The sequence below is a fragment of the Bacteroidia bacterium genome (genome assembly GCA_037045145.1).
GTDB lineage: Bacteria > Bacteroidota > Bacteroidia > AKYH767-A > OLB10 > OLB10.
The window spans coordinates 880106-906517 of record JBAOIA010000011.1; the positions used below are offsets into that span (position 1 = coordinate 880106).

A 26412-nucleotide genomic window follows, 5' to 3' on the forward strand; every position below is an offset into this window, starting at 1 on the left:
GTTGCTTTTTTAGTTTTGCAAAGGTTTACTGATAGCGGAAAATGAAACAGCAAAACAAATACAGCTTACGTGGTGTGTCGGCTGATAAAGAAGATGTACATGCTGCCATAAAAAATGTTGACAAAGGCATTTTTCCAAAAGCATTTTGTAAAATAGTACCCGATTATCTTACTAATAATGAGGAATATTGTTTGCTGATGCATGCTGATGGTGCAGGAACTAAATCATCATTAGCCTATGCCTATTGGAAAGAAACCGGAGATATTTCCGTATGGAAGGGCATAGCACAAGATGCTCTGATAATGAACATTGATGATTTGTTGTGTGCCGGAGCAACAGAAAATATTTTGTTAAGCTCTACCATTGGCCGTAACAAACAATTGATATCAGGAGAAGTGATTGCTGCTATTATCAACGGTACGGAACAATTGGTGAACGAATTAAAAACTCATGGCATCAGCATACAAACTACGGGTGGCGAAACGGCAGATGTAGGCGATTTGGTACGTACCATTATTGTTGACAGCACTGTTATGTGCCGTATGAAAAGGAGTGAAGTAATTGATAATGCAAATATTGTTGCCGGTGATGTTATTGTTGGTTTTGCATCTTTCGGCATGGCCACCTATGAAACTGAGTACAACAGCGGCATGGGCAGCAACGGACTCACATCGGCACGACACGATATGTTTAATAAAAGTGTAGCAGCCAGATTCCCGGAAACATTTGACAACACCTTACCAGAAGAGGTTGTTTATAATGGAAACTTTACCCTCACTGACACCATAACTCTTGACGATGGCTACGGACAAGTTTCCATGCACGCTGCAAAAGCAGTATTATCACCTACACGAACCTATGCACCATTGGTGAAAAGAATATTTGAGAAGCATAGAAAGAAAATTCATGGTATGATACATTGCAGCGGAGGCGGGCAGACTAAAATATTGCATTTTGTGGAAGGGCTCCATATTGTTAAAGACAACCTGTTTGAGACGCCAACATTATTCCGGTTAATACAACAAGCAGCCAAAACACCATGGCAGGAGATGTACAAAGTGTTTAACATGGGACATCGCTTAGAGATTTTTTGCCCCGAAGAAATAGCTGCACCCTTGATTGCTTTAGCAAATGAATTTAATATTGCAGCAAAGGTTGTGGGCAGGGTAGAAGCCAGTCCAACAAAAAAACTTACCATACAATCACCGTATGGAGAATTTGTTTACTGATCTTTTTGCTGATAACGGGCATGGCGTTTACTCAGTTCGTCTAAAATGCCATTGTAAACAGTGTTTAATAATTCAGGATTACTCAGGTAAAAATTCATGCTGCGGTTAAACATAGCAGTATCTAACTTGTGATTGTTAAAGATATATTTGTAGTAGGCAGGAAGATTGATGATGCCTGAAGAATCGCTGTATGGATGTAAGGTGGCCTCTGCTTCTGCCAGATGAATATCTGACAATACCTGTACCATAGAATCAGGAGAAAGTACATCTGCCGGTACTGTTACGGATGATTTTTGCTGATTGCACGACAATACAGTTAAGAGAAGCAGTATCGAAATTATTATATTTTTCACCTGACGAAATTAAGGAAGAGTAAACAATAACCGCTGCCCGCTGCCCTGATGTTGAAGTTGCCCATCCTGATATACAGCAACACCATTCACAAAAGTGTATTTTATCTTTGAATTAAAAGTTGTTTCTTCAAAGGGCGACCAGCCACATTTGTATAAAATGTTTGAACGGTTCACTGTCCATTTTGATTGCAGGTCGGCAAGTACAATGTCGGCTGCAAAACCTTCGCGGATGAAGCCACGGTTTTTTATTCTGAAACAGATGGCAGGAGAATGACACATTTTATTGACAATCTGTTCAAGAGAAATTTTTTTCTGATGATAAAATTCCAACATTGCTACTAAAGCATGTTGTACCAAAGGACCTCCAGAGGGAGCTTCTGAATAAGGCCGTTGTTTTTCTTCCAACGTATGTGGTGCATGGTCTGTGGCAATAACATCAATTTTATTATCCAGCAAAGCCTTTAAAATAGATTCTTTGTCGGCTTGTGTTTTAATTGCAGGATTCCATTTAATAAAATTCCCCTTTGCAGCATAGTCGTTATCATCAAACCACAGATGGTGAATACATGCCTCAGAGGTTATTCTTTTATCTTTAAGTGGAATATTGTTGTTGAATAATTCGGTCTCTCGAGCCGTAGAAATATGGAGAATATGTAAACGGGTATTGTGTGTTTTTGCAAGATTTACGGCAAAAGAGCTTGACAGGTAGCAAGCTTCTTCACTGCGGATAAGAGGATGATGCGATGCATTAAGTTTATCACCGTAGAGAGATTTATATTTCTCTGTATTTTGTCTGACAGTCTTTTCATCTTCGCAATGTGTGGCAATGAGCATTGGCGATTGCGAGAAAATATCTTCTAATGTAATAGGATTATCCACCAGCATATCACCGGTTGAAGAGCCCATAAAAATTTTTACGCCACAAACATTTTCAGGATTGGTTTTTAAAACTTCGTTCAGGTTATTGTTTCCTGCACCCATGTAGAAAGAATAATTAGCCCACGATTTTTTTTGTGCGAGCAAGTATTTTTCTTCAAGCAGTTGTTGTGTCAGCGTATTAGGTATAGTGTTTGGCATTTCCATGAAAGAAGTTATGCCGCCTGCAACTGCTGCTGCAGATTCTGATGCAATGTTACCTTTATGGGTAAGCCCGGGTTCTCGAAAATGAACCTGATCGTCAATGACACCGGGCATTAAAATTAAACCATCACCCTTTATTTCATCTACCTTGTGTTTTACATTTATTGAAGGGTCAATTCTTTCAATGATGCCATTGCGCAGAAGAATGTCTGAAACAAATTGTCTGCCTTCGTTAACAAGGGTTGCATTATGGATGATAGTTTGCATTAGTGTTATTATAACACAAAATTAAGAAACCTGATACTAATGAAAGTATAAAGGGAAATAAAAAACTACCGCTAATCAAGCAGGCGGCTACCACAGAATTTCCCCTCCTGCGGTGCTGTTTAGCGTTCCTGCGGTGCTGTTTAGCGTTCCTGCGGTGCTGTTTAGCGTTCCTTCGGTGCTGTTTAGCGTTCCTTCGGTGCTGTTTAGCGTTCCTTCGGTGCTGTTTAGCGTTCCTGCGGTGCTGTTTAGCGTTCCTGCGGTGCTGTTTAGCGTTCATTCGGTGCTGTTTAGCGTTCCTTCGGTGCTGTTTAGCGTTCCTTCGGTGCTGTTTAGCGTTCCTTCGGTGCTGTTTAGCGTTCCTTCGGTGCTGTTTAGCGTTCCTGCGGTGCTGTTTAGCGTTCCTTCGGTGCTGTTTAGCGTTCCTGCGGTGCCGATTAGCGTTCCTTCGGTGCTGTTTAGCGTTCCTTCGGTGCTGTTTAGCGTTCCTTCGGTGCTGTTTAGCGTTCCTGCGGTGCTGATTAGCGTTCCTGCGGTGCTGTTTAGCGTTCCTGCGGTGCTGTTTAGCGTTCCTGCGGTGCTGAGTACGAGTCCTTTGGTTTTTTTTGGTTTTTGTTGATGCCTGAGTGTTAAAATTTGGGCGCAGATACGGTAAAATTTTTACATTACCAAATATCAATTTTGTAAGGATTTTACTGAAAGGAGTAAGAAATTGCGTCCTGTTATTTTGTTTTACCTTTTAAATCTTCGCGAAAGCGAAATTAGTTACAGAGAAATTTAGTGTAAGTTTTTGGATGTTTTTCAAAAAACCAAAGCGGTTTTCATGCGATAAACATGTTACAAATAATTTAAATCTATATAAATATGTTATTATCTGAAATTAACAGAATGCGAATGATGAAGGCGGTTCTCGCATATCTTAAAAACACGCCTGGTTCTATCTTGTTGTTGCTTCCAATATTGACGAATTTGACTTCGGCAATGGAGGCACTTGTAAACGCTATGCTTGCCGCTGAGCAAACCCAAGGCACTGTTGCAAATGGTGCCGGGGCTACTAAAGCTGCAAGAAAGTTAGTGTTGTTTAATGCTGCTACGTCAGTTGGGCGAGCGTTGTTATCGTTTGCTAACAGTACAAACGATACTGACTTTGCCAAACTGATGACAGATATGTTGAGCGAACTTGTACGAAAAGCAGATGCTACTTTTATTATGCGCTGTAAGACGATTCAGGAAAAAGGTGTTGCACATGTTGGTTCGCTTGCACCTTATGGCATTAGTAATGCTGTGTTGACTGCTCTGGATTTGACCATTACAAATTACGAAGGGCAGGAACAAAGTGTTAGAAACCGTATTGTGCAAAGGACAAATGCAACATCTGCGATTGCAACTTTGCAAAGAGAAATTACAGCATTGTTGAAGCAACAAATTGACCCTGCTGTGGAATCTATTCCTACTACAACGGAGAGTTATGCCTATAAGTTTGAGTATAAGAAAAACCGGATGATAATAAATTTAGGTCATAAGTTTACTCAGTTTAAAGGTGTGAGTGTGAATAAAGAAACTGATATGCCATTGAGCGGTGTTGAGCTTGAGTTTAAAAATGTTGAGCGCAGTGTTAAGATTAAAACTGACAATGAAGGTAGGTACAGAGAGGTTTTGAATCCTGATATTTATGACATTATTGCAACGCATCCTGACTTTGAACCGTTTGTTATTGAAGGTGTGAAAATACAGGCAGGTGAAATTAAAGTTGAGAATTTTGTGATGGTGCCGAGAGCAAATTAATAATCATGTTGTTTTGTCCGTACCAACCGGATAAGTACAGGTGATTGATACGAAGTAAGAAAAGCCCTGACGATGTTGTCAGGGTTTTTTGTTTTGAAACCGCATCCAACCCGCCCCAAAAGGGAGTGCGGGTTTTATTTTTGTGCCAGACGGTAGTAGCGGTTCTTTGCCGCCTTTTAGCAGCAAGGAAAAGAATGCCCTAAAAATTATTTTTCAACAAATGTTCTTTTTGTGCTAAATTTTTATTTCTTTTGGTGAACAAATAAAAACAAGGACTATGGAAAACACCAGCTATTCCCGATGTTTCATGGCTGTATTCCATAAGCGGCTTGTTTCTTGTTTTAGTAGCTAAGCATTTTTACGAATTGCAAAAATGCTGGAGATAAAAAAATATTTATCAATGTTTAGAACCAAACTATCATGGAACCAACCAAATTAAAAAGCGGCACAGTATGCGGGAGCTTGCTTGCTGCGCTACTGTTGTTTTCAACAAGCAGCATAGCCCAACCATCTGATGCTTACGTAAGCATGAAGGCTACTGCTGTTGCAGGTACTGTACACGGAGTGTATTACATTGAACTGGCCGACACCAACAGTGTGAATCAAATTGAAATCAAACTCGGCACCGACTGGACATCTGCCGACATGGTAAATGCAGTGTTTACTTATGATACACCCGGCAGCCTGCCGCAGGGTTACCGTTACACTCGCAACGGAAACATCATTGCCATTGACATGGGCAATTTTCCCGAACAGTCTTCTTACTACGGAAACGTAAGAGTAAAAAATGGTGCAACATGGAGCAATAATTACACCTTTGTTTCAAACTGATTGTATTATAAAATCAAATTATGTTTAATGTTTAACATTTAAAAATCAAATACCATGAAAAGAATATATTCACTCCTCATCTATATTGTGTTTATAAATACATTTCCTGCACTGGCAACCACTTATACATGGACAGGAAACACAAGCACTGCATGGAACACTACGTCTAACTGGTCGCCATCAGGAACACCTACAACAGGCGATTTTGTACACATTTATAGTGCTACATACAATCCGCAACTTCCGGGAAATCTAACCTTAAACGGAATTTATATGCACAGCGGCACGCTTAATTTGAATGGCGACACCCTATTGCTTAACTCCGGTACAAGCACTTTTGGCGGTGGTACTGTTACCAATGGATTGCTGCAACTGCGCGGCACGGAAATGACTTTTAACAGCACCACTTTTAATGCTCCCATTGATGCAGTAGTTGACCGTATTAACCTGAACGGATGCACGTTTAACAATTACTGTTATTTTGAAACCGTAACCAATGTTCCAGGAACAGGAAGCGGTGGAGCAGTGTTTAACGACAGTGTTTACCTGTATCATAATTACACGGGGTCGGGAATTTGGGTAATGAACAACAACACCGGACACCGCTTTAACGGTAAAGTAACCATACATAACAAAGGAACAAAAGAAATCACCTTTGCAGGGGCGGGCATTAATGTGTTCAATGGCGATATAGTTTTAATAAACACCGGAGCGGGAGGAATTCTGCAGGTGCCGGTGCAGGCGTTTTCCTTGACGGTCTGGGTATGACCAATGGCGCGAAAGCTTTCATCGGGCTTTATGATCCCGGCATGGGTTGGACAAATAATTTGTTTAAAGAAAACTTATACGGAGTGCTTGCCACAGGCAATTCTAACTTAAACTTTACTTATACAGATTTTGAGTCAACCAATAATTACGGAACGGGAATTTGGTATGCAAGAGCTACAAATGCTACTTTAAATGTTACAGATGATGTATTTTATTCCGGACTTCCCAATACCTTTACGGGTTTAAAAACAGGAGTAATTGTGATAAACTGCAGGAACAGCAGCATCAACATTAAGAAAAATATATTTTCAAACTCCTCTGTTTCAAACACAGGTTACAGCGCCATCAGGCTGCGGAATGTTGCCATTCCTTTTCAGAACATGCCCAATGTTACCACAGTTTCAGGTAATCAAATTGATCTTGACTACGGCACAGGAATAGAGCTTACGCGCTATAACAATGCACTAATTGGCGGCACTGACCCGAATATAATTAATATAAACAGCACCCCTTCCGGTGCAGCTTCTTACGGTATTCGCATAGCCAACTCTGCCGCTAATGATTTGTGGGGCAACCATATTGAGGGTCCTAATACTTTGCCTTTGGCATCTGTTGACAAACTACTCTTTGGTGTGCTGGTGCAAACACCCTCTGCTGCTGCAAGCGGCAACTCTGCCAACATTATTACCGAAAATAATATTATAAAAACGGGCACAGGCATTGGCTTTTTGACTACCAACATTCCGCAAACGGTTAAATGCAATTTGCTGGATGCTAACTGGAGCGGGGTGCGCCTGATGGGCAGCAGCATTGGCGACCAATATGTTTCTATCAGCAATAACCATGTCGACCAGAACAATACCTGGTACCAGCAGGCATTTCCGGTCCGTCTGTTGCACGGGCTATTGTTAGCACTCCTATGATATCTCCGGCTCCTGTTTGGTATTATCAAACTGTTCCAGCTTTATTGATTGGTGAAATGACACCGCCTGCCTGTATGGATTTTCAACCGGCAACAGTTGGCTATGACTGCGACCCTTCGGCACTGCGCGCGCAGCAGCAGTTGCTTACCGATGTGGCTGCCCAAGTGGGATATTATGACAGCCTCGATGCCGACATGCAGTACTGGGCGCAGAGGCAGGTGTATGAGCTGCTGCTGAGCGATGACAGCCTTATGCTGCAAGGAACCGCTGCCGACACCCTGCTTGCGCTGTGGAAAGACAGCGTGGCTGCGGGCAACATTGGCACATTCAGAACCGTTGCCGATTCGGCTATAGCCAATGCCGCTTATGCTGCTGAGCTGAACTACAACATAACTCCTCTTAACCATGCCGAAGAAAACGAGCAGGCAGTGTATGCGCTGTATTTTGCATTAGCCGGTGAGCAGCCCGACTCGGCACAGTACGAAGCACTGAGCGCCATAGCTGCCGAAAATGCCATAAGCGGTGGGGGTGGAGTTTACATGGCGCGAGCTATGATTGATACTAATGCCGATGATGTTACCGGAATAGCAAGCCTGCGCATGATTGCGCCTAAGCAAGCTGTTATCAGCCATTCAGGAAAATTATATCCAAATCCCGCCACAAAGGTTGTTTACTTTGAAAACAATCTTTCTGAAAAAGAAAACGGAACATTGCAGCTTATGGATATAACAGGCAGAGAAATGATAAGCTATAAACTTAATAAAGGAAATTTGCTTACCATACCAACGCCTTATTCAAGAGGTGTATATTTGATTAAAATTAACATAACAGGCAAACCTGCTGAAACCATTAAATTGATATTGGAGTAATCATATTATCATTTAATTTTGCAAGGAGGCTGAACCATCAGCCTCCTTTTTAACATGAGAAAAATATTTATTGTCATATTTTTATTTCTTGTATCAAAAACAAATGCACAAAACTTAGTTTTAAATCCAAGTTTTGAAGATACCATAGCCTGCACAGGCACCTATGCCATGCAATGTAAATATTGGTATTGGGCAACTTATGGCAGCCCTGATTATTTTAGTGAGCAGCCTGATATATTCTGCGGAACATCACCGGTACCGTTAAGCAATGTTGGCTTTCAATATGCCCGAACAGGTATTGCTTATGTAGGGTTAGCTCCTTTTTTTACAACAATATTTCCTTCTTATGTTAATAGACGAGAATACATAGGGGGAATTTTGTCGGATACATTAAAGCAGGGACATGAGTATTGTATCAGTTTTTATGTATCAGTTGCTGATGGAATGAAATATGTTATTGATGGCATGGGGTTATACTTGTCGGTGGATAGTGCTGTTGATTATACCATCAACACCAACCTTTCGTTTATTCCTCAAATTTCAAACCCTTCAGGCAACATAATTTATGATACGCTTAACTGGGTGCAGATTTCGGGAACGTACATAGCTAATGGTGGTGAAAAATATTTGACCATTGGCAACTTTAAAGATGATGCTAATACCATGATTGATTCTACCTCATCAACGGCAAATAGTGCATACTATTTCATAGATGATGTAAGTGTAATAGACTGTACGGTTGGTATTAACGAAGTAAATGATAATAAAGATGTAGGCAGGCTTTATCCTAATCCTGCTAATACGGTTGTTTATTATGAAAATGAGTTAGCAGCAGACGAAAGCGGGAAAATAAAATTAATGGATATGTTAGGTAAAGAAATAAAAGAGTACAACCTTACAAAAGGCAGTAATTTAATTTCAATACCTGTATCTGATTTATCAAAAGGCATATACATGGTAAAGGTGGAAATTACAGGTCGTAATAATGAAATAGTTAAATTGATAGTTAATTAAATAATATCTTTGTGAGGAGGCTTTAGGCTTCCTCACATTTTTTAAATTATGAAAAAATTTATTATTTATTTATGCTTGTTTTCTGCTATTAAAGCAGATTCACAAAATCTTGTTTTGAACCCTTCGTTTGAAGACACAATTTTGTGCCCAACAACTATATTCCCAATGCAATGCAAATATTGGTATAGGGCTACAATGGGCAGTCCTGATTATTTCAGTGAACAGCCTAATATATTTTGCGGAACATCTTACGTTCCGCAAAGTGGAGTTGGATACCAATATGCACGAACAGGTATTGCTTATGTAGGATTGGCTACACTTATGCAGCCTTTAAATCCAAATTATCTAAACAGGCGAGAATATATTGGAGGAGAACTTTCAGACACATTAAAGCAGGGGCATGAGTATTGTGTCAGCTTTTATGTTTCGGTTGCCGAAGAATTAAAGTATGTTACAGACGGCATAGGTTTATACCTTTCTGTTGACAGTGCTGTTGATTATACCATCAATATCAACCTGTCGTTTATTCCTCAAATAGAAAACCCTTCAGGCAATATTATTTATGATACGCTTAACTGGGTGCAAATTTCGGGAACGTACATAGCTAATGGTGGTGAAAAATATTTGACTATTGGTAATTTTAAAGATAATGCTAATACCATGATTGATTCTATTAATAATTCAGTTCCTCAAAGCCAATATGAATCTTACTTATTTATTGATGATGTAAGTGTAATAGACTGCACGGTGGGTATTAGCGAAGTAAATGATAATTTAAGTATAGGAAAATTATATCCCAATCCTGCTAATACTGTGGTGTATTATGAAAATGTGTTAGGAGAGGATGAAAACGGGAAGATAAAATTAATGGATATGTTAGGAAAAGAAATAAAAGAATACAAACTAACAAAAGGCAGTAATTTAATTTCAATACCTGTATCTGAGTTGTCAAAAGGCATATACATGGTAAAGGTGGAAATTACGGAGCGTAACAGTGAAATAATTAAATTGGTAGTTAATTAAATAATTATTTTTGTGAGGAGGCTTTGTGCCTCCTCACAATTTTAAATTATGAAAAAATTTATTATTTATTTATGCTTGTTTTCTGCTATTAAAGCAGATTCACAAAATCTTGTTTTGAACCCTTCGTTTGAGGATACAATAGCATGCCCAACAACAACAGCAATTCCAATGCAATGCGAATATTGGTACACTGCTAATATAGGCAGTCCTGATTATTTTAGTGAGCAGCCTGATATATTTTGCGGAACATCACCGGTACCGTTAAGCAATGCTGGTTATCAATATGCCAGAACGGGAATTGCTTATGTAGGGTTAGGCACATTTGTTTCTTCAATTTTCCCAAATGGAATTAACAGACGAGAATATATTGGCGGAGAACTTTCTGACACATTAAAACAGGGGCATGAGTATTGTGTCAGCTTTTATATATCGGTTGCAGAGGAATTAAAATATGTTACAGACGGCATAGGATTATACTTATCTATTGACAGCGCGGTTGATTATACCATCAACACCAACCTTCCGTTTGTACCGCAAATTTCAAACCCTTCAGGCAACATAATTTATGATACGCTTAATTGGGTGCAAATTTCGGGGACGTACATTGCCAATGGAGGAGAAAAGTATTTTACCATTGGTAACTTTAAAGATGATGCTAATACCTTGATTGATTCTATAAATAACAATGTTCCTCAAAGCCGATATGTATCTTACTTATTTATTGATGATGTAAGTGTAATAGATTGTACGGTGGGTATTAGCGAAGTAAATAATAATAAAGATATAGGCAGGCTTTATCCAAATCCTGCACGTACAACAGTGTACTATGAAAGTGAGTTGAATGATAATGAAAATGGCTTACTGGAATTATATGATATGCTCGGCAATAAATTATCGGCATATACATTAAATCATGGTAAAAATAAAATTACCATAGGAACATCAGGTTATGCACGTGGAGTATATATGGTTAAAGTAAATATAACTGACAGGCAACCTGAATTTATAAAACTGATATTGCAGTAAATAACCTTAAATTTGCAGGGAGGTTTAAAGCCTCTCTGCAAATTTTTTTAAAATATGAAAAAGTTAACTATTTATTTATGCTTGTTTTTATCATTAAAGGTAAGTGCACAAAACTTGGTATTAAACCCAAGTTTTGAAGATACCATAGCCTGCACAGGCACCTATGCTATGCCATGCAATTATTGGTATTGGGCAACTTATGGTAGTCCAGATTATTTCAGCGAACAACCAGATATCAATTGTGTGGTACCTGCCCCACAAAGTACTGCAGGTTTTCAGTATGCAAGAACTGGAATTGCTTATGTAGGATTGGGCGTATTTACTGAACATACAATCTCTGCTTTTATTAATAAAAGGGAATATGTGGGTGGAATATTGTCGGACACATTAAAGCAGGGGCATGAGTATTGTGTCAGCTTTTATGTATCGGTTGCAGAGGAGTTTAAGTATGTTACAGATGGTATAGGTTTATACCTTTCTGTTGACAGCGCTGTTGATTATACCATAAACACCAACCTTTCGTTTGTTCCGCAAATTTCAAACCCTTCCGGAAATATAATTTATGATACGCTTAACTGGGTGCAGATTTCGGGAACGTACATAGCTAATGGTGGTGAAAAATATTTAACCATTGGCAACTTTAAAGATGATGCTAATACCATGATTGATTCTGCCTCATCAACAGCAAATAGTGCATACTATTTCATAGATGATGTAAGTGTAATAGATTGTACGGTGGGTATAAACGAAGTAAATGGTAATAAAGATATAGGCAGGCTTTATCCTAATCCTGCACGTACTGTAGTTTATTATGAAAATGAGTTAGCAGCGGACGAAAGCGGGAAGGTAAAATTAATGGATATGTTAGGTAAAGAAATAAAAGAATACAAACTAACAAAAGGCAGTAATTTAATTTCAATACCTGTATCTGAGTTATCAAAAGGCGTATATATGGTAAAGGTGGAAATTACGGAGCGTAACAGTGAAATGATTAAATTAGTAGTTAATTAAATAATTATTTTTGTGAGGAGGCACAAAGCCTTCTCACAATTTTAAATTATGAAAAAATTTATTGTTTGTTTATGCTTGTTTTTTTTGAGTAAAGCAGATGCTCAAAATCTTGTTTTGAACCCTTCTTTTGAAGATACAATAGCATGTCCAACAACAACAGCAATTCCAATGCAATGCGAATATTGGTACACTGCTAATATAGGCAGTCCTGATTATTTTAGTGAGCAGCCTGATATATTCTGCGGAACATCACCGGTACCGTTAAGCAATGTTGGCTTTCAATATGCCCGAACAGGTGTTGCTTATGTAGGGTTGGCACCATTTGTTTCGACTACATTTCCTTCTTTTGCTAACAGACGCGAATACATAGGAGGGATTTTGTCGGATACATTAAAGCAAGGGCATGAGTATTGCGTCAGCTTTTATGTTTCGGTTGCAGAGAAATTAAAATATGTTGTGGATGGCATAGGGTTGTTCCTGTCAACAGACAGTGCTGTTGATTATACTATCAACACCAACCTTTCATTTGTACCGCAAATTTCAAACCCCTCAGGCAATATAATTTATGATACGCTTAACTGGATGCAGATTTCAGGAACGTACATTGCCAATGGAGGAGAGAAATATTTTACCATTGGTAATTTTAACGATGACACAAATACATTAGTTGACTCCACGTCAGGAACAATAATGGGTGCATATTTTTTCATAGACGATGTAAGTGTAATTGACTGCACAGTTGGTATTAACGAAGTAAATGATAATTTAAGTTCAGGAAAATTATATCCCAATCCTGCACGTACAGCAGTGTACTATGAAAGTGAGTTGAATGACAATGAAAATGGTTTGCTGGAATTATATGATATGCTCGGAAATAAATTATCGGCATATACATTAAATCATGGTAAAAATAAAATTACCATAGAAACATCAGGTTATGCACGTGGAGTGTATATGGTTAAAGTAAATATAACCGACAGGCAACCTGAATTTATAAAACTGATATTGCAGTAAATAACCTTAAATATGAAAAAGTCAACTATTTGTTTATGCTTATTTTTATCATTAAAGGTAAGTGCACAAAACTTGGTATTAAACCCAAGTTTTGAAGATACGATAACCTGTCCAATTGGAACATGGGCTATGCAGTGTCGTTACTGGTATTCAGCATCAGTTGGCAGTCCTGATTATTTCAGCGAGCAGCCTGATATATTTTGTTCAACATCTTATGTTCCCCTAATGGAAGAGGTGTTTTATAAACTGATGCGGAGCGATACCTCATGGCTTCACCTGCACGTGCCTTCCGATTCGGTTTATATTGACCGATACAATGCAGGCAAATCAGGCAATGCTGGAAACTTTGCAACGGTTCAGGATTCCATAGCCTCACAAAATTATTCTTCGGCTTCCGGAATCCTTACCGGAATCACCTCTTCTTTAGAACAGGATCTTGACAAAAAGTTTGTGCTTGACTGCTATTTAAAATACATTGCCGACACGCTTACGCTTGATTCCGCTACGTTTGAAAACTTGAACAAAGTGGCGGTTCAGCATCCGCTTTATGGTGGTGAGAGCGTTTATTTTGCACGGGCAATGCTTAATTTAGATATAATAGACATACTGCCTGGCGAAGAAGAAAGACGTATGGCAAATACCGCATCACCGCCAGAGAATAAATTAATAGATCAGCAGGATGGAAAACTGTATCCAAGTCCCACCAAAGGCAGGGTTATTTTTGAAATGAGTTCCGCATTTGGAGCAAGTGCTAAACTGGATATTTATAACAGTTATGGCAGCCTTGCAACATCTTATCCGCTTAATCCCAATGACCGTTCTGCCGAATTTAATTTATCCGAATTAAAGCCGGGTATTTACTCGTGCAGGTTATACAACAGCACTAATCTTAAAATGATTAAAAAGTTAGTTATTATTCGTTAGTATTTTGATTATATTTGCAATATGAAAATCAAGTTCATTTTTTCGTTTTTAATTTTTATATTATTAGTAACGGATGCATTAAAAGCACAAAACAAAAATAGTATTTGGTGCTTTGGCGACAGCGCAGGAATTGATTTTAGTAACATAAATAACCCTGTTCCTTTTACCTCATCTGTTGAAGGCAGAGGCTCATGTGTTAGCATAGCAGACAACAATGGTAATCTTTTATTTTATAGTAATACATACACGTATTTAACTTTAGTTTGGAATGCCTTGAATGATACCATGACTAACTCATATCCCATGGGGGGGGGGGGGGATGGTATAATGAGTTACAAATAGTACCTTTTCCTGACGGGCAGAATAAATATTATTTATTTTATCAAAATATTGCTGGATTTATTGACGGTATTTATTATGCCATTATTGACATGAATACCGTATGGGGAACGCCCGGCTTAGGTGAGGTTATTATCAAAGGGCAGCAGATTACTAACCACCGTATAGCCGATTGCTTGCAGGCTGTTAAGCATGGCAATGGAAGGGACTGGTGGTTAATTACTAAATTTGCTGATACTAATCTTACTACGTTAAATCGCTTTATTGTTTTTTTAGTTACGCCTAATGGCATTTCTAATCCGGTGTTTTATGATTTTAATGATGCTACGGATATGGATTTCCAGAAAATAATTTTTAATACTGCTTACACAAAAATAATGTGCCTAAACATATTAGGCTATATGTGCGAATTTGATTTTGACCGTTGCAGCGGTGTCATCAGCAATCCTCATGTTATTTATCCCGAAATAACCACTTTTCCTTATAACAGAGTTTTTTGGGAGGGCGCGTATTCTCCTGATGACAGTGTTTTTTATGCTACTACAAGCAGAGCCTCCGGTAATAATTATGGTTATCTTCTGCAATATGACTTAACTGCTACAGATATTTCGGCAAGCTGCGATACGTTAGATTCGGCAACAGTACCCATAGGTACAGGAGCAGTGCGTTTAGCCCCTGATGGGAAAATTTATTACAGCCGTGCTTACGAAAGTCCAGGGGTAAACAGTTATCCTTATGCAGATAGCATGTATAATTACATAAACATGAACCTGGGTGTAATTAACGAGCCTGATAATATTGGCGCAGCATGTAATTATCAACCGTTCAGTTTCTACTTAGGCGGCAAACGTACATATTACGGCTTGCCCAATAATCCCAATTATGATTTGGGTGCGTTAACGGGAAGCATTTGCGATACATTAACGGGCATAGCACCTCTTGCAACATCAGCAAAGGGAGCGGAGTTGTTTGTTACCTACATAGCATCATGGCAAAAGCTGTTTGTAAATGCGCAGCATTTAAAAGGAAAAAGTATAACGCTAACCATATACGATGTTACAGGCAAGCTAATTTATAACACTGCGCGTGCGCTCTCCCCTTCAGGGGTTGGGGGTAGCGCAGGCGGTTATTTTACACAGGATATTAATTGCAGCGCACTTGCAAAAGGCATGTACATTGTTTCGTTGCAAACGGAAAAAGAAAGATTGGCAAATAAATTTGTTGTTGAATAACTTTTGTTTTAAATGAAATCACTCCGATACCCCCGTACCCTCTGGCGCAAGTCTTCAGACTTGTGCCTCCCTGTCATTAAAAATTGCACATTTGCAACCATGAGTAGAGATAAAGAATTTATTTTGATTTAATGCTGCTTGAATTATAGTATGGCACAAGTCTGAAGACTTGCGCCAGTAGGACATTTCCATGAAAGAAGTTATGCCGCCTGCAACTGCTGCTGCAGATTCTGATGCAATGTTACCTTTATGGGTAAGCCCGGGTTCTCGAAAATGAACCTGATCGTCAATGACACCGGGCATTAAAATTAAACCATCACCCTTTATTTCATCTACCTTGTGTTTTACATTTATTGAAGGGTCAATTCTTTCAATGATGCCATTGCGCAGAAAAATGTCTGAAACAAATTGTCTGCCTTCGTTAACAAGGGTTGCATTATGGATGATAGTTTGCATTAGTGTTATTATAACACAAAATTAAGAAACCTGAGACTAATGAAAGCATAAAGCGAAATAAAAAACTACCGCCAATCAAGCAGGCGGCTCCCACAGAGTTTCCCCACTGGCGCATGAGGCTATTAATAATTTGTCCACTTTTTTCTTGGAACTCCATTTAATCACCTCTCTGTTTTTTTATACTTTTGTCATCCCAATTATTTACACCGTTCGGGGTGTAGCGCAGCCCGGTAGCGTATCAGCATGGGGTGCTGGTGGTCGCTGGTTCGAATCCAGTCACCCCGACAACAGTAATTAAAAGCGTTCTGCCCGGAGCGCTTTTTTTATTTCACACATAATCGTGTGAATATTATTCAATCCGGCAAGGATTATTGCAGGCAACAGTCGTTTATTTTTCAGTCCGAAATTTAATACATGGCATTAAGCAGAATTTGGTCTTACATGATTTTGTTTGCTGTTGCAGTAGCTGGCTATCGCTATCTGCAAGGCGACAAGAATATTTTTAATGACATGGTGGTTGAAAAGAAACTAACTGCTGGAGAAACCTTCAGTAAAGTTTCTTATTACGTCATAGGTCAGGGCATTGACAGTGTTCTCAAAGACATTAAATTAAAAAATGCCAATTGGGTAAAGACAGATAAATTCTCAGAGGCTCAGGTTATCATTACCACCTCAGGTTTAAAAATTACGTTACGTGAGCAACTAAATAATCAGCTTGCAAAAATTAGTTTTACAAATATTAACGCTCAAAACAGATTTGCAGCTGACAAATTGATTTACACAGAAGAGTTTGCCGACAGCACATTAAAGACAACTGATAATTTGTTGCAGGCTAATGTGGTTCTTACCGCAGAAGTAAATACAGACTCGCTTCGTGCTGCCTGGATTGCCGCCAGCAACAGACAGAAAATTATTGGTAGCAATGAGGTGAATCTGTGGCTTCCTAAAAACATTGACGGTATTTTTGAAACAGGAAAATTTGCTGTGACTATTGCCATAGGGCTTATAGGTACGCTGGCATTGTTTATGGGCTTACTCAACATTGCTGAGCGTGCAGGTGGCATCAACATTATAAGCCGACTCATCAGTCCATTTTTGTCTAAACTTTTTCCTTCACTCCCAAAAGATCATCCATCCTTCGGACACATGGTGATGAATTTTTCTGCCAACATGCTGGGGCTTGACAATGCTGCTACACCTTTTGGACTTAAAGCCATGCAGAGTTTGCAGGAGATTAATACCAACAAAGACAGAGCAAGCGATGCGCAAATTATGTTTTTGGCATTACATGCATCAGGGTTAACACTGATTCCCGTTTCAATCATTGCAGTTCGTTCTGCAAATGGATCGCACAATCCCAATGAGATTTTTATTCCACTCATGCTGACAACTTTTGTATGTACACTCACTGCTATGGTTGTAACTTCATTGAAACAGAAAATTAATTTGTTTCAACGCAAATTGCTACTGCCTGTTGCCGGACTAAGTTTAACTTTAAGTTTGTTTGTTTGGTTCCTTAGCAGCCTGCAACCATTTGCATTAGATCAGTTTTCTGATGCATTCAGCAATGGCGCTATCTTACTGGTGTTTTTTGGAATTATTGCCGGAGGCTTGTATAAAAAAATTAATTTGTTTGATGCTTTTGTTGATGGCGCAAAAGGGGGCTTTGAAACAGCTGTTAGAATTATTCCTTACATGGTGGGCATGCTGGTGGCGGTGAGTATGCTCAGAACCAGTGGTGCTTTTGATTTAATTATAGATCCGGTAAAACATCTTATTGCAATTTCGGGCATGGATACCCGTTGGGCCGAAGGCTTACCTACTGCTTTGCTACGTCCATTCAGTGCCGGTGGTGCCAGAGGTTTTATGATTGATGCCATGCGCACTTTCGGGCCAGATTCTTTTATTGGTAAATTAGTCAGCGTTTTGCAAGGCTCGAGCGAGACAACCTTTTATGTGGTTGCATTGTATTTTGGTTCTGTATCGGTAAAAGATACACGCTATGCTATTCCCGTAATGCTTCTTGCTGATTTGGCAGGCGTTATATTCTCAATTGCAATTTGTTACTTATTGTGGGCTTAATCTAATAGATTAGTTGTTAGTGGATTACAGAAATAAAATGGAGGTTTTATTTAAGTTGATTTTAAGGCCGGAAATAGAGGTATAGTAATCAAGTTTTTTTATACTTTCGCAGCCTCAAAAATTTTAACCGTAGTATTTTATGAGTCAGATAGTTTATGTAGTTCCGGTGTTGGGTTTGTTGGCCCTTGTTTATATGTTTATAAAAGCCTCGTGGGTAGGCAAGCAGGATGCCGGTGAGCAGAATATGCAAGAACTTGCCAGTCACATTGCCAATGGTGCTATGGCATTTCTAAAGGCAGAATGGAAAATATTGTCCTATTTTGTTGTAATAGCAGGATTGCTTTTAGCATATTCAGGAACACTGCATGGCACTGAAGAATATCCTGTTCATTCAAGTCCTATTATAGCAGTTGCATTTGTGATAGGCGCAGTTTTTTCTGCAGTAGCAGGCTATATTGGAATGAACATAGCCACAAAAGCCAACGTTCGTACTGCACAGGCAGCGCGAAGCAGTCTTTCAAAAGCATTAAAGGTATCTTTTACCGGTGGTGCAGTGATGGGTCTTGGTGTAGCAGGATTGGCCGTGCTTGGATTGGGGTCTTTATTTATTGTTTTTTATCAGTTGTTTGTTCCTGCAGGTGCAGCTATCACCGGAGTAGAAATGAAAAAAGCTATTGAAGTATTAGCAGGATTTTCTTTAGGTGCAGAGAGTATTGCATTGTTTGCCCGCGTGGGTGGCGGTATTTACACCAAAGCTGCCGATGTAGGTGCTGACTTGGTTGGAAAAGTTGAAGCCGGTATTCCTGAGGATGATCCACGTAACCCGGCTACCATTGCAGATAATGTGGGTGACAACGTAGGTGATGTTGCAGGCATGGGTGCTGATTTATTTGGCTCTTATGTTGCAACTATTCTTGCTACCATGGTATTAGGCCAGGAGATTGATGCTTCTGCTGATAAATTTGGCGGGCTTTCACCAATTTTATTACCCATGCTCATTGCCGGAATGGGAATTGTTTTTTCAATTGTAGGAACTTGGTTTGTAAGAATTAAAAGCGAAAACGACAATGTACAGAATGCCTTAAACATGGGTAACTGGTCTTCAATTGTACTTACAGCCATTGCCAGTTATTTTGCTGTGACTTATTTGCTGCCTGAAAAATTAGTTATTCGTGGATTTGAGTTCACACCCATGAATGTTTATTTAGCCATATTAGTTGGACTGGTAGTGGGTGCATTAATGAGTATCATTACAGAGTATTATACAGCTATTGGAAAACGTCCGGTATTATCAATCGTTAAACAAAGCTCAACAGGTCATGCCACCAACATTATTGGCGGATTGGCAGTAGGCATGGAGTCAACTGCAGTGCCTATGATTGTTCTTGCAGGAGGTATTTTTCTTTCTTATTCTTTAGCCGGTTTATATGGTGTAGCCATAGCAGCAGCAGGTATGATGGCAACAACAGCTATGCAATTAGCCATTGATGCCTTTGGACCTATAGCCGACAACGCAGGCGGTATTGCCGAAATGAGTCAGCTTCCTAAAGAAGTTCGTCAGCGAACAGATAATCTTGACGCTGTTGGAAATACTACTGCGGCAACAGGCAAGGGGTTTGCAATTGCATCAGCAGCATTAACATCTTTAGCATTATTTGCAGCCTTTGTGGGCGTTGCCGGCATTTCGCATATTGACATTTATAAAGCAAACGTACTTGCAGGATTATTTGTAGGAGCCATGATACCTTTTATATTTTCTTCTTTAGCAATTGCAGCAGTAGGTCGTGCTGCAATGAGCATGGTTGAAGAAGTTCGGAGACAGTTTCGCGAAATACCGGGCATCATGGAGTACAAAGCCAAACCAGAATACGAAAAATGTGTTGCTATCTCTACTGAAGCTTCTATCAGAGAAATGATTGCTCCTGGTGCCTTAGCATTAATAGTACCTGTAGTTGTTGGATTTATTTTTGGTCCGGAAGTGCTTGGTGGTGTATTGGCAGGGGTAACAGTATCAGGTGTATTGATGGGAATGTTTCAGAGCAATGCCGGTGGTGCATGGGATAATGCAAAAAAATCTTTTGAAAAAGGGGTGGACATTAATGGCCAGACTTATTACAAAGGCTCAGAACCCCACAAAGCATCTGTCACCGGTGACACGGTTGGTGACCCATTTAAGGATACTTCAGGCCCTTCAATGAATATTTTAATTAAGCTGATGAGTATTGTTTCGTTGATTATTGCACCACATATTGCATCAATTGGTACAGAAGATTCATTTACTAACAAGAGCGAAGCTAAAGTTGTGGCTCCTGCAGCAACATCTAATGTAATTAATAGCACACCGGAAATTGATATTGCTGCAATGTCAGGAACAATAGGTCTTGATGTAAGCCATTCTTGGATGCAGTTTGGTATCTCTCATTTTCTGACTACTGCAAATGGAACTTTAGCTGTTGATACAGGTTATATTAACATCACCAATGACTTAACAACAAGTTCAATTTTTGTTCAGCTGAATGTAAAATCTATTGACACAAAAAATACAAAGCGAAACAATCATCTTTTAAGTTCAGACTTTTTTGATGCTGAAAAATTTCCTGTAATAGTTTTTAAATCAAACAAAATTGAAAAAGCTGCTGAAGGTTCGGCATTCCGTTATATTGCCAAAGGTGAGTTAACTATTAAAAGTATTACCAAACCAATTGAACTCAGATTTAACTACATGGGGGCATTGCCAAATGAGTATGCAGCAAAAGATGCACATACTTTTGTTGGTGAAGCAGATCTTGATAGAATTGATTTTGGTGTAGGAGAATCCGGGGCTACTGTAGGAAATAAAGTAAAAGCTACTTTCTCTGTGGAGGGTTATAAAATTTAATTAAAGAGTTAATGTGAATTCGCAAAGGCTGTCTCAAAAGGATAGCCTTTTTTTTGCACTAAAAAATTGCTTTTAAGTTACCATCCGCTTGCAAGCACATCGGCAATATGCATAAACTGCAATGATGAGCCTTCATTGTCTGCAATACTTTTTAAATGCATCAAACAGGTATAGTCAGTAGAGATAACCGTACTAGCCCCTGTTTGCAACAACTCCTGAATTTTTCTTTTACCAATATCAACAGAAATAGCTTCATACTTATCAGTAAAAGATGGAGAATATCCGCAGCAACTATCTGTGCTTTCAACCCATTCAAGTCCTTTTATTTTATTAAGCAGGGTACGAACAGAATCTTTTACTGTTGGTAGTTCGTTAATGGCTTTACAACTGTCGAGGATAACAGCTTTTCCGTTAAATCGTGCACCAACATCTGTTGCATTCAACACATTGACTAAAAAATCTGTAAACTCATAAATGTTTTTCTGCACACTTTTATATTCATTGTGTAATGCTGAGTTGTGAAACATCTGAGGATAAATATTTTTTATCATTCCCGAACAGTAAGCACCGGGACAAACAATGTATCGCTCATTCTGAAATTCTTTAATCAACTTCTCACCAACAACTTTACATTCTTTCTGGTAACCCTCTTCAAATGCTGTTCTGCCACAGCAAGTCTGCTCCACATTATAGTTAACACCACATCCAAGTTTCTCAATAATTTTTACAACATTATTGGCAGTTTCAGGAAAAACCTGATCCATATAGCAGGGAATAAGTAAATCAACTATCATTCTTTATTTGCAAATATCCGATAAAAAAATCAGGTGCTTTGTGTTTTAAAATTTCTGATGCTAAGTAATGAAAAAAGTCCCACTACAAAAAAAATCATCAAGACTAAAATTGAATTTCGCATTGAACCGGTAAGCTCTTCAATAAATCCGTAAGCAACTGTGCCCAATACCAAACCAATTTTATCGCAAATATCATAAAAGCTGAAATAAGATGCATTATCTTGTGTTACCGGTAGCATTTTACTATAAGTAGATCGCGATAATGACTGAATGCCACCCATAATCATACCAACAGCAAAGGCCAACGCAAAAAATTGCAGCGATGTAGTAACAAAATAAGCAGCCCAGCAAATGCCAACCCAAATGGTAACGCCAATAAGCAAAGCTTTAATATTTCCGACTTTTGATGAAAGAAATGAAAACAAGTATGCACCGGCAATAGCAACAAACTGAATAATAAGTACGGTAATGATTAATTCATCATCACGCATGTGAAGCTCCTTGGTGCCAAACAAACTGGCAACATACATAACCGTTTGCACCCCCATATTGTAGAAAAAAAATGAAATCAAAAATCGTTTTAGCATGGGCAATGACTGAAGTTGTTTCAGCACTTTAATTAATTCATTAAAACCTTTTGTGAGAAGTTGATTGTTGGATTTTTGTGTGCTTGTTTTTTCCGGCAGATATTTAAATGTAAAAAGTGCAAATCCAAACCACCATAATCCTGTCATTAAAAAAGATATTCGTGATGCCATGCCTGAATTGGTGATTCCAAACCAAGATGGGTATAGTATCATTGCCAAATTAAAAATCAGAAGGAGTGAGCTGCCAATATAACCTAATGCAAAACCTCTGGCACTCACTTTATCTTGCATGTCTGTTGTTGCAATTTCGGGTAGAAAAGCATTGTAAAATACAATACTTCCGGCCCATCCTATACTGGCAAGTATGAATGAAAAGATTCCCATGTCGAGTTGCGGCAGGTCTTTAAAGAAATAAAGAGAAGCACAAGCAGACGAGCCAAGAAAACAAAACAGGCGCATAAAAAACTTTTTATTCCCTTTATAATCTGCAATACCACTAAGCAACGGTGAAAGAAATGCTATAACTAAAAAAGAAAAAGACAGGGCATAAGAATAAAGTGCTGTGTTGGTAAAAGTCCGCCCGAGAAATGTCACCTGATCACTGCCGTTTGCAGTGGTAATACTGTTATAATATATTGGAAAAATAGCTGTAGTAATACTCAGTGAATATACAGAGTTAGCCCAGTCATAAAATGTCCAGGCACGCAAAACTTTAGGGTTATTTTTTTCCATTAAAATCAATGTTGATTTATTGCCATATAAAATTTAAAGTGCCATTGGTTTGGCCTCCACTAAACGATTGTTGAACAGCATATGGAAGCTGATTTGTCATAAGTGGAGTAAGGTTTTTTTCAATCACAACGGTTTCCATTAAATCATCAGTTTCGGGACTCAGGTTGTAGTTGAACACTTTAATAATAATTGACTTGTCGAACATGGTAATAGCAAAGGGTGAAATAAAATTGAAAAGGATTGCTGTACCTTGTGGTGCATTGTTGCTGACTGTTGTGCTGACATAATTATTTCCATTCCAAATCTGGCAGTAAATATCGGCTGCAGAGCCATCACTATCCCATGCTGTTCCATCTGATTTATAAACAGGCCAGCTATTTAAACTAAAGCTAATAACATTGGCTTTTGTATAGGGTGATGCGTTGATGCCTTTTATGGTTGTTGCAGATTTGCCCTCAGAAGTTTCCCCTTTTAACACTACATCAAAAAATCCGTAATCAAAAATATGCATCACACTATCACCTGAAATTTCCATGCTGCCATCGTTAAAATTCCATTTATAGTTACATGGAATAGTTGATTCAGCTTTAAAAATGAAAGTGTCGGGATGTGTTTTAAAGTCATTATAAACAGTGATGCCCAAAAAAGGATTTGGGCCATCGTCTGACTTTTTTTTACAACCTGTAATTAACACATTGATGGCAAACAAGGATAACAAAATTTGTGTAAGGGGGAAAAGCCGATTTTGTTTTTTGATTCCTGTACAGCACCTATGCCTTAGCTGAAACATTATTATTTTTTTAAGAAAAGTTTTTTCCATTCTTCAGGGATATTTTCACTTACAGCAAGACGATAATTATAACAAACCAGAACTGTAAGTCCATCGGCAAGAATAATTTTATTGTTATCAATAGTTTTAAAAACCTCAAAGCAAAGGTCAAAACTTTTTGTCCCTACGCGAGTACACCACGTTCTGACAAATAAATTATCATTCAATAGTGCAGGATGTCTATAATTAATTTGTGTCTGTGCAAGAATAAATCCTGTTTCGCGCCAGTTGATGTTTAATGGCAGATGGTCAGTAAAATCAATTCTTGCTTTTTCAATATAGTTCAGATATACGGCATTGTTAACATGTCCCATCCAGTCAATGTCTGAAAAGCGGATTTGAATTGGGGTAATTGTTTCCTGCATATTATTTTATAATGACACGTTTAGAAATTAACTGTCTGTCTGTAATAATATTGAGTAGATAAGTTCCTTTAGCAACACCTTCTGTATTTAAAACGATGTAGTCATGCTGCAGAGGTGTTGAAGGAATAATATTTCTTCCTTGAATATCAAACATGCTGCAAGAAAAAGTTTTTCCGGGAATGCTGATATTAATTTGCCCTCTTGCAGGGTTGGGATAAACATGAATGACAGGCTTATCAACAGTGTTGGTGCTTAATATATTTTCACAAAGAATATCACTTAAAAAGCGTGCAACAAGTGTATCAACCAGTACATCATCATGAATGCCATGGACATTTCCGTTATAGAGCAATGCCTGATAGTGCTGACTTGAAAAGCCGAGGTTATTTATTCTGTCGTTTATCACACAAGAACCAAAAAGATGAGGATAGTTTTGTGATACATTCATAGGTTGATTCCAAAGACCGGGCAGATAGCCGCAACCAACAGTTCCATCACCTGTCTGATGATATGAGAAAAGTGCAGGGTCTGTGTTAGATTCAATAAAAGATGTATCTAACAATGCCCCAAAGAGGTTTACTGTTGCAAGTACATTGCTGTTTTGCCCATTAAGATTCAACCTTCCAAATATAGAACCTAAATCTTTCCTTTGAACATTGCCAAAGAGTGTAGTTACATCACTTATGGCTCCACCATTTATCGGTGCCTCGCTTTGTTTGTCAACATAGGTAAAATGCATGGCTGTGATAGAGCCTGCACTTGCACCGCCAACAAATGCCTGATTTATATTACTTGAATCAATTGCTGCACGTGCTTTGAGAAATCGCATAGCACCATGTGCATCTTGTACAGCACGGTATGCAGCTCTGATAACTTCGCTTGAGTCGTATGTAAATGGCGCACCGAAAAATAGGTTCCCATAGAACCCTAGTCTGTATGACATGGTTGCAGAAACATATCCTCTTTCTGCATAAGCCTGAGCAATGGCATCCATATCATTTTTGTTTCCGGTAAAAAAACCTCCGCCATGAATCCATAAAATTATTGGGCGAGCGGTGTTGTTGTCGCCAATGGGTTTCCAGATATTCATTTGAAGATTAGCCACTGTATTATTATAAGCAGTATCGCTTCCGTAGCTTATGTCTTTTTCAACATAAGTTTGATAAATTCTCGGATAATAAGGGTCTAAACATTGAGCCAAACTTTGTCCGTTAGAAATTAGAACAAGAACAAAAAATAAAATTCTATTCAACATGATTTAAGCTTATTAAAATATGTTGACCAAAGTAATGCTAATTTATAAAATTTGCAAAGTAATTTTTAGGTGATAAAATCCTGTATAGGTTGAGCGAATTTGGTGCTGTGTTTTGTGATAAATAGAACATTTTTGTTCAACAAAAAAACCACCTTAAAAATTAGTTTTAAGGTGGCCTTCTGAACCAAAAATCAAATGTTTTACTTCTTTACTAACTGAATATCTGCGGCAATCTGAACTTCTTCGCTAACCAAAACACCTCCGGTTTCTAATGCTGTGTTCCAATTCAGTCCCCAGTCTTTGCGGTTAATTTTTCCTGATAATGTGAATCCTGCTTTTTCCTGTCCCCAAGGGTCTTTCATCATGCCACCAAACGCTGCAACCAATTTTACAGGTTTAGAAACACCTTTCATGGTAAGTTGCCCATTAAGTGCGTAAGTGTCATCACCGGTTTTTGAAAAAGTTTCTGACTTAAATGAAATAGAAGGATGTTTTTCTGCATCAAAAAAGTCGCCACTCTTTAAATGTGTGTCACGCTGTGCGTCACCGGTGGTGATGCTTGATGCATCCATACTGAAATTGATATTGGCATTATTAAAATTACTTTCGTCTGATTGAAGAGTGCCTTCAAATTTTGCAAAGTTTCCTTTTACATTCGATATCATCAAATGTTTTACCTTGAATGTAATTTCAGAGTGTGCCTGGTCTATTCCCCATGTTGTTTTTGTGAGTGTTGTCATAATATTATT

Annotated in this window: 25 protein-coding genes, 1 tRNA gene and 2 pseudogenes; 19 read left to right on the top strand and 9 right to left on the bottom strand. The window is 38.6% G+C overall.

The genetic code is table 11. From position 1 onward, the window contains the following. Window positions 1-41 precede the first annotated feature (41 nt). Window positions 42-1229, top strand: coding sequence for an AIR synthase related protein (locus tag V9G42_04925; GenBank protein ID MEI2758764.1), 1188 nt, complete (start codon window positions 42-44; stop codon window positions 1227-1229). On the opposite strand, the gene V9G42_04930 is transcribed toward V9G42_04925, so the two are convergent. Both V9G42_04930 and V9G42_04935 read right to left on the bottom strand, forming a co-directional pair. Then, complete coding sequence (locus V9G42_04930; GenBank protein ID MEI2758765.1) at window positions 1223-1582, bottom strand: DUF4296 domain-containing protein; 360 nt, start codon at window positions 1580-1582, stop codon at window positions 1223-1225. The two genes, V9G42_04925 and V9G42_04930, sit on opposite strands and share 7 nt — an antisense overlap. Window positions 1583-1591: 9 nt before the next feature. After that, on the bottom strand, window positions 1592-2929 hold the full coding sequence (locus tag V9G42_04935) for a dihydroorotase (protein ID MEI2758766.1): 1338 nt from the start codon (window positions 2927-2929) through the stop codon (window positions 1592-1594). A gap of 112 nt (window positions 2930-3041) precedes the next feature. Between V9G42_04935 and V9G42_04940 the strand changes: the two genes are divergently transcribed. From V9G42_04940 to V9G42_05005, 14 genes are all read left to right on the top strand, one after another. Beyond that, the gene (locus V9G42_04940; protein MEI2758767.1) at window positions 3042-3545 is read left to right on the top strand and encodes a hypothetical protein; all 504 of its coding nucleotides are present in this window, start codon (window positions 3042-3044) and stop codon (window positions 3543-3545) included. Window positions 3546-3820: 275 nt separating this feature from the next. Beyond that, the gene (locus V9G42_04945) at window positions 3821-4711 is read left to right on the top strand and encodes a carboxypeptidase-like regulatory domain-containing protein (protein ID MEI2758768.1); all 891 of its coding nucleotides are present in this window, start codon (window positions 3821-3823) and stop codon (window positions 4709-4711) included. Window positions 4712-5131: 420 nt separating this feature from the next. Continuing rightward, window positions 5132-5542, top strand: coding sequence for a hypothetical protein (locus tag V9G42_04950; protein ID MEI2758769.1), 411 nt, complete (start codon window positions 5132-5134; stop codon window positions 5540-5542). A gap of 54 nt (window positions 5543-5596) precedes the next feature. Next, entirely contained in the window at window positions 5597-6310 is a 714-nt protein-coding gene (locus tag V9G42_04955; GenBank protein MEI2758770.1) for a hypothetical protein, read from the top strand. Further along, window positions 6307-7233 (top strand): hypothetical protein, encoded by a 927-nt coding sequence (locus V9G42_04960; GenBank protein ID MEI2758771.1) that lies wholly within the window; start codon window positions 6307-6309, stop codon window positions 7231-7233. The genes V9G42_04955 and V9G42_04960 overlap by 4 nt, the downstream gene beginning before the upstream one ends. Next, window positions 7230-8102 carry a T9SS type A sorting domain-containing protein gene (locus V9G42_04965; protein ID MEI2758772.1) on the top strand — a complete coding sequence of 291 codons (873 nt, stop codon included), beginning with the start codon at window positions 7230-7232 and terminating at the stop codon, window positions 8100-8102. Before V9G42_04960 ends, V9G42_04965 begins: the two co-directional genes overlap by 4 nt. A gap of 54 nt (window positions 8103-8156) precedes the next feature. Further along, the gene (locus V9G42_04970) at window positions 8157-9116 is read left to right on the top strand and encodes a T9SS type A sorting domain-containing protein (protein MEI2758773.1); all 960 of its coding nucleotides are present in this window, start codon (window positions 8157-8159) and stop codon (window positions 9114-9116) included. A 48-nt stretch (window positions 9117-9164) separates the two neighbouring features. Further along, complete coding sequence (locus tag V9G42_04975) at window positions 9165-10139, top strand: T9SS type A sorting domain-containing protein (GenBank protein ID MEI2758774.1); 975 nt, start codon at window positions 9165-9167, stop codon at window positions 10137-10139. A gap of 48 nt (window positions 10140-10187) precedes the next feature. Further along, complete coding sequence (locus V9G42_04980) at window positions 10188-11165, top strand: T9SS type A sorting domain-containing protein (protein ID MEI2758775.1); 978 nt, start codon at window positions 10188-10190, stop codon at window positions 11163-11165. A 54-nt stretch (window positions 11166-11219) separates the two neighbouring features. Next, window positions 11220-12176, top strand: coding sequence for a T9SS type A sorting domain-containing protein (locus V9G42_04985; protein MEI2758776.1), 957 nt, complete (start codon window positions 11220-11222; stop codon window positions 12174-12176). 48 nt (window positions 12177-12224) lie between these two features. Next, entirely contained in the window at window positions 12225-13190 is a 966-nt protein-coding gene (locus V9G42_04990) for a T9SS type A sorting domain-containing protein (GenBank protein MEI2758777.1), read from the top strand. A gap of 12 nt (window positions 13191-13202) precedes the next feature. Continuing rightward, window positions 13203-14114 (top strand): T9SS type A sorting domain-containing protein, encoded by a 912-nt coding sequence (locus V9G42_04995; protein MEI2758778.1) that lies wholly within the window; start codon window positions 13203-13205, stop codon window positions 14112-14114. A gap of 21 nt (window positions 14115-14135) precedes the next feature. Further along, window positions 14136-14456, top strand: coding sequence for a hypothetical protein (locus V9G42_05000; GenBank protein ID MEI2758779.1), 321 nt, complete (start codon window positions 14136-14138; stop codon window positions 14454-14456). Window positions 14457-14545: 89 nt separating this feature from the next. Then, window positions 14546-15685, top strand: a complete 1140-nt coding sequence (locus V9G42_05005) for a T9SS type A sorting domain-containing protein (GenBank protein ID MEI2758780.1) — start codon at window positions 14546-14548, stop codon at window positions 15683-15685. Window positions 15686-15868: 183 nt separating this feature from the next. Here the strand turns inward: V9G42_05005 and V9G42_05010 are convergent. Next, window positions 15869-16141 (bottom strand): annotated as a pseudogene (locus V9G42_05010) (dihydroorotase). Window positions 16142-16352: 211 nt separating this feature from the next. Here V9G42_05010 and V9G42_05015 point away from each other — a divergent pair. The 4 genes and pseudogenes from V9G42_05015 (at window position 16353) to V9G42_05030 (ending at window position 21101) form a co-directional block, all read left to right on the top strand. Then, window positions 16353-16426, top strand: a tRNA-Pro gene (locus V9G42_05015). Window positions 16427-16555: 129 nt separating this feature from the next. Beyond that, window positions 16556-18223, top strand: a complete 1668-nt coding sequence (locus V9G42_05020; GenBank protein ID MEI2758781.1) for a nucleoside recognition domain-containing protein — start codon at window positions 16556-16558, stop codon at window positions 18221-18223. 139 nt (window positions 18224-18362) lie between these two features. Further along, window positions 18363-20552, top strand: a pseudogene (locus tag V9G42_05025) (sodium-translocating pyrophosphatase). Between the two features lie 33 nt (window positions 20553-20585). Then, the gene (locus V9G42_05030; protein ID MEI2758782.1) at window positions 20586-21101 is read left to right on the top strand and encodes a YceI family protein; all 516 of its coding nucleotides are present in this window, start codon (window positions 20586-20588) and stop codon (window positions 21099-21101) included. 77 nt (window positions 21102-21178) lie between these two features. On the opposite strand, the gene V9G42_05035 is transcribed toward V9G42_05030, so the two are convergent. The 6 genes from V9G42_05035 to V9G42_05060 form a co-directional block, all read right to left on the bottom strand. Next, window positions 21179-21895 (bottom strand): (Fe-S)-binding protein, encoded by a 717-nt coding sequence (locus V9G42_05035; protein MEI2758783.1) that lies wholly within the window; start codon window positions 21893-21895, stop codon window positions 21179-21181. Between the two features lie 29 nt (window positions 21896-21924). Then, window positions 21925-23214: an MFS transporter gene (locus tag V9G42_05040; GenBank protein MEI2758784.1), complete on the bottom strand. Its 1290-nt coding sequence runs from the start codon at window positions 23212-23214 to the stop codon at window positions 21925-21927. 16 nt (window positions 23215-23230) lie between these two features. Beyond that, on the bottom strand, window positions 23231-23932 hold the full coding sequence (locus V9G42_05045) for a hypothetical protein (protein ID MEI2758785.1): 702 nt from the start codon (window positions 23930-23932) through the stop codon (window positions 23231-23233). A 74-nt stretch (window positions 23933-24006) separates the two neighbouring features. Next, window positions 24007-24408 (bottom strand): thioesterase family protein, encoded by a 402-nt coding sequence (locus V9G42_05050; GenBank protein ID MEI2758786.1) that lies wholly within the window; start codon window positions 24406-24408, stop codon window positions 24007-24009. Window position 24409: 1 nt separating this feature from the next. After that, the gene (locus tag V9G42_05055; GenBank protein MEI2758787.1) at window positions 24410-25663 is read right to left on the bottom strand and encodes a T9SS type A sorting domain-containing protein; all 1254 of its coding nucleotides are present in this window, start codon (window positions 25661-25663) and stop codon (window positions 24410-24412) included. A gap of 200 nt (window positions 25664-25863) precedes the next feature. Next, window positions 25864-26403 (bottom strand): YceI family protein, encoded by a 540-nt coding sequence (locus V9G42_05060; GenBank protein MEI2758788.1) that lies wholly within the window; start codon window positions 26401-26403, stop codon window positions 25864-25866. Window positions 26404-26412 lie beyond the last annotated feature (9 nt).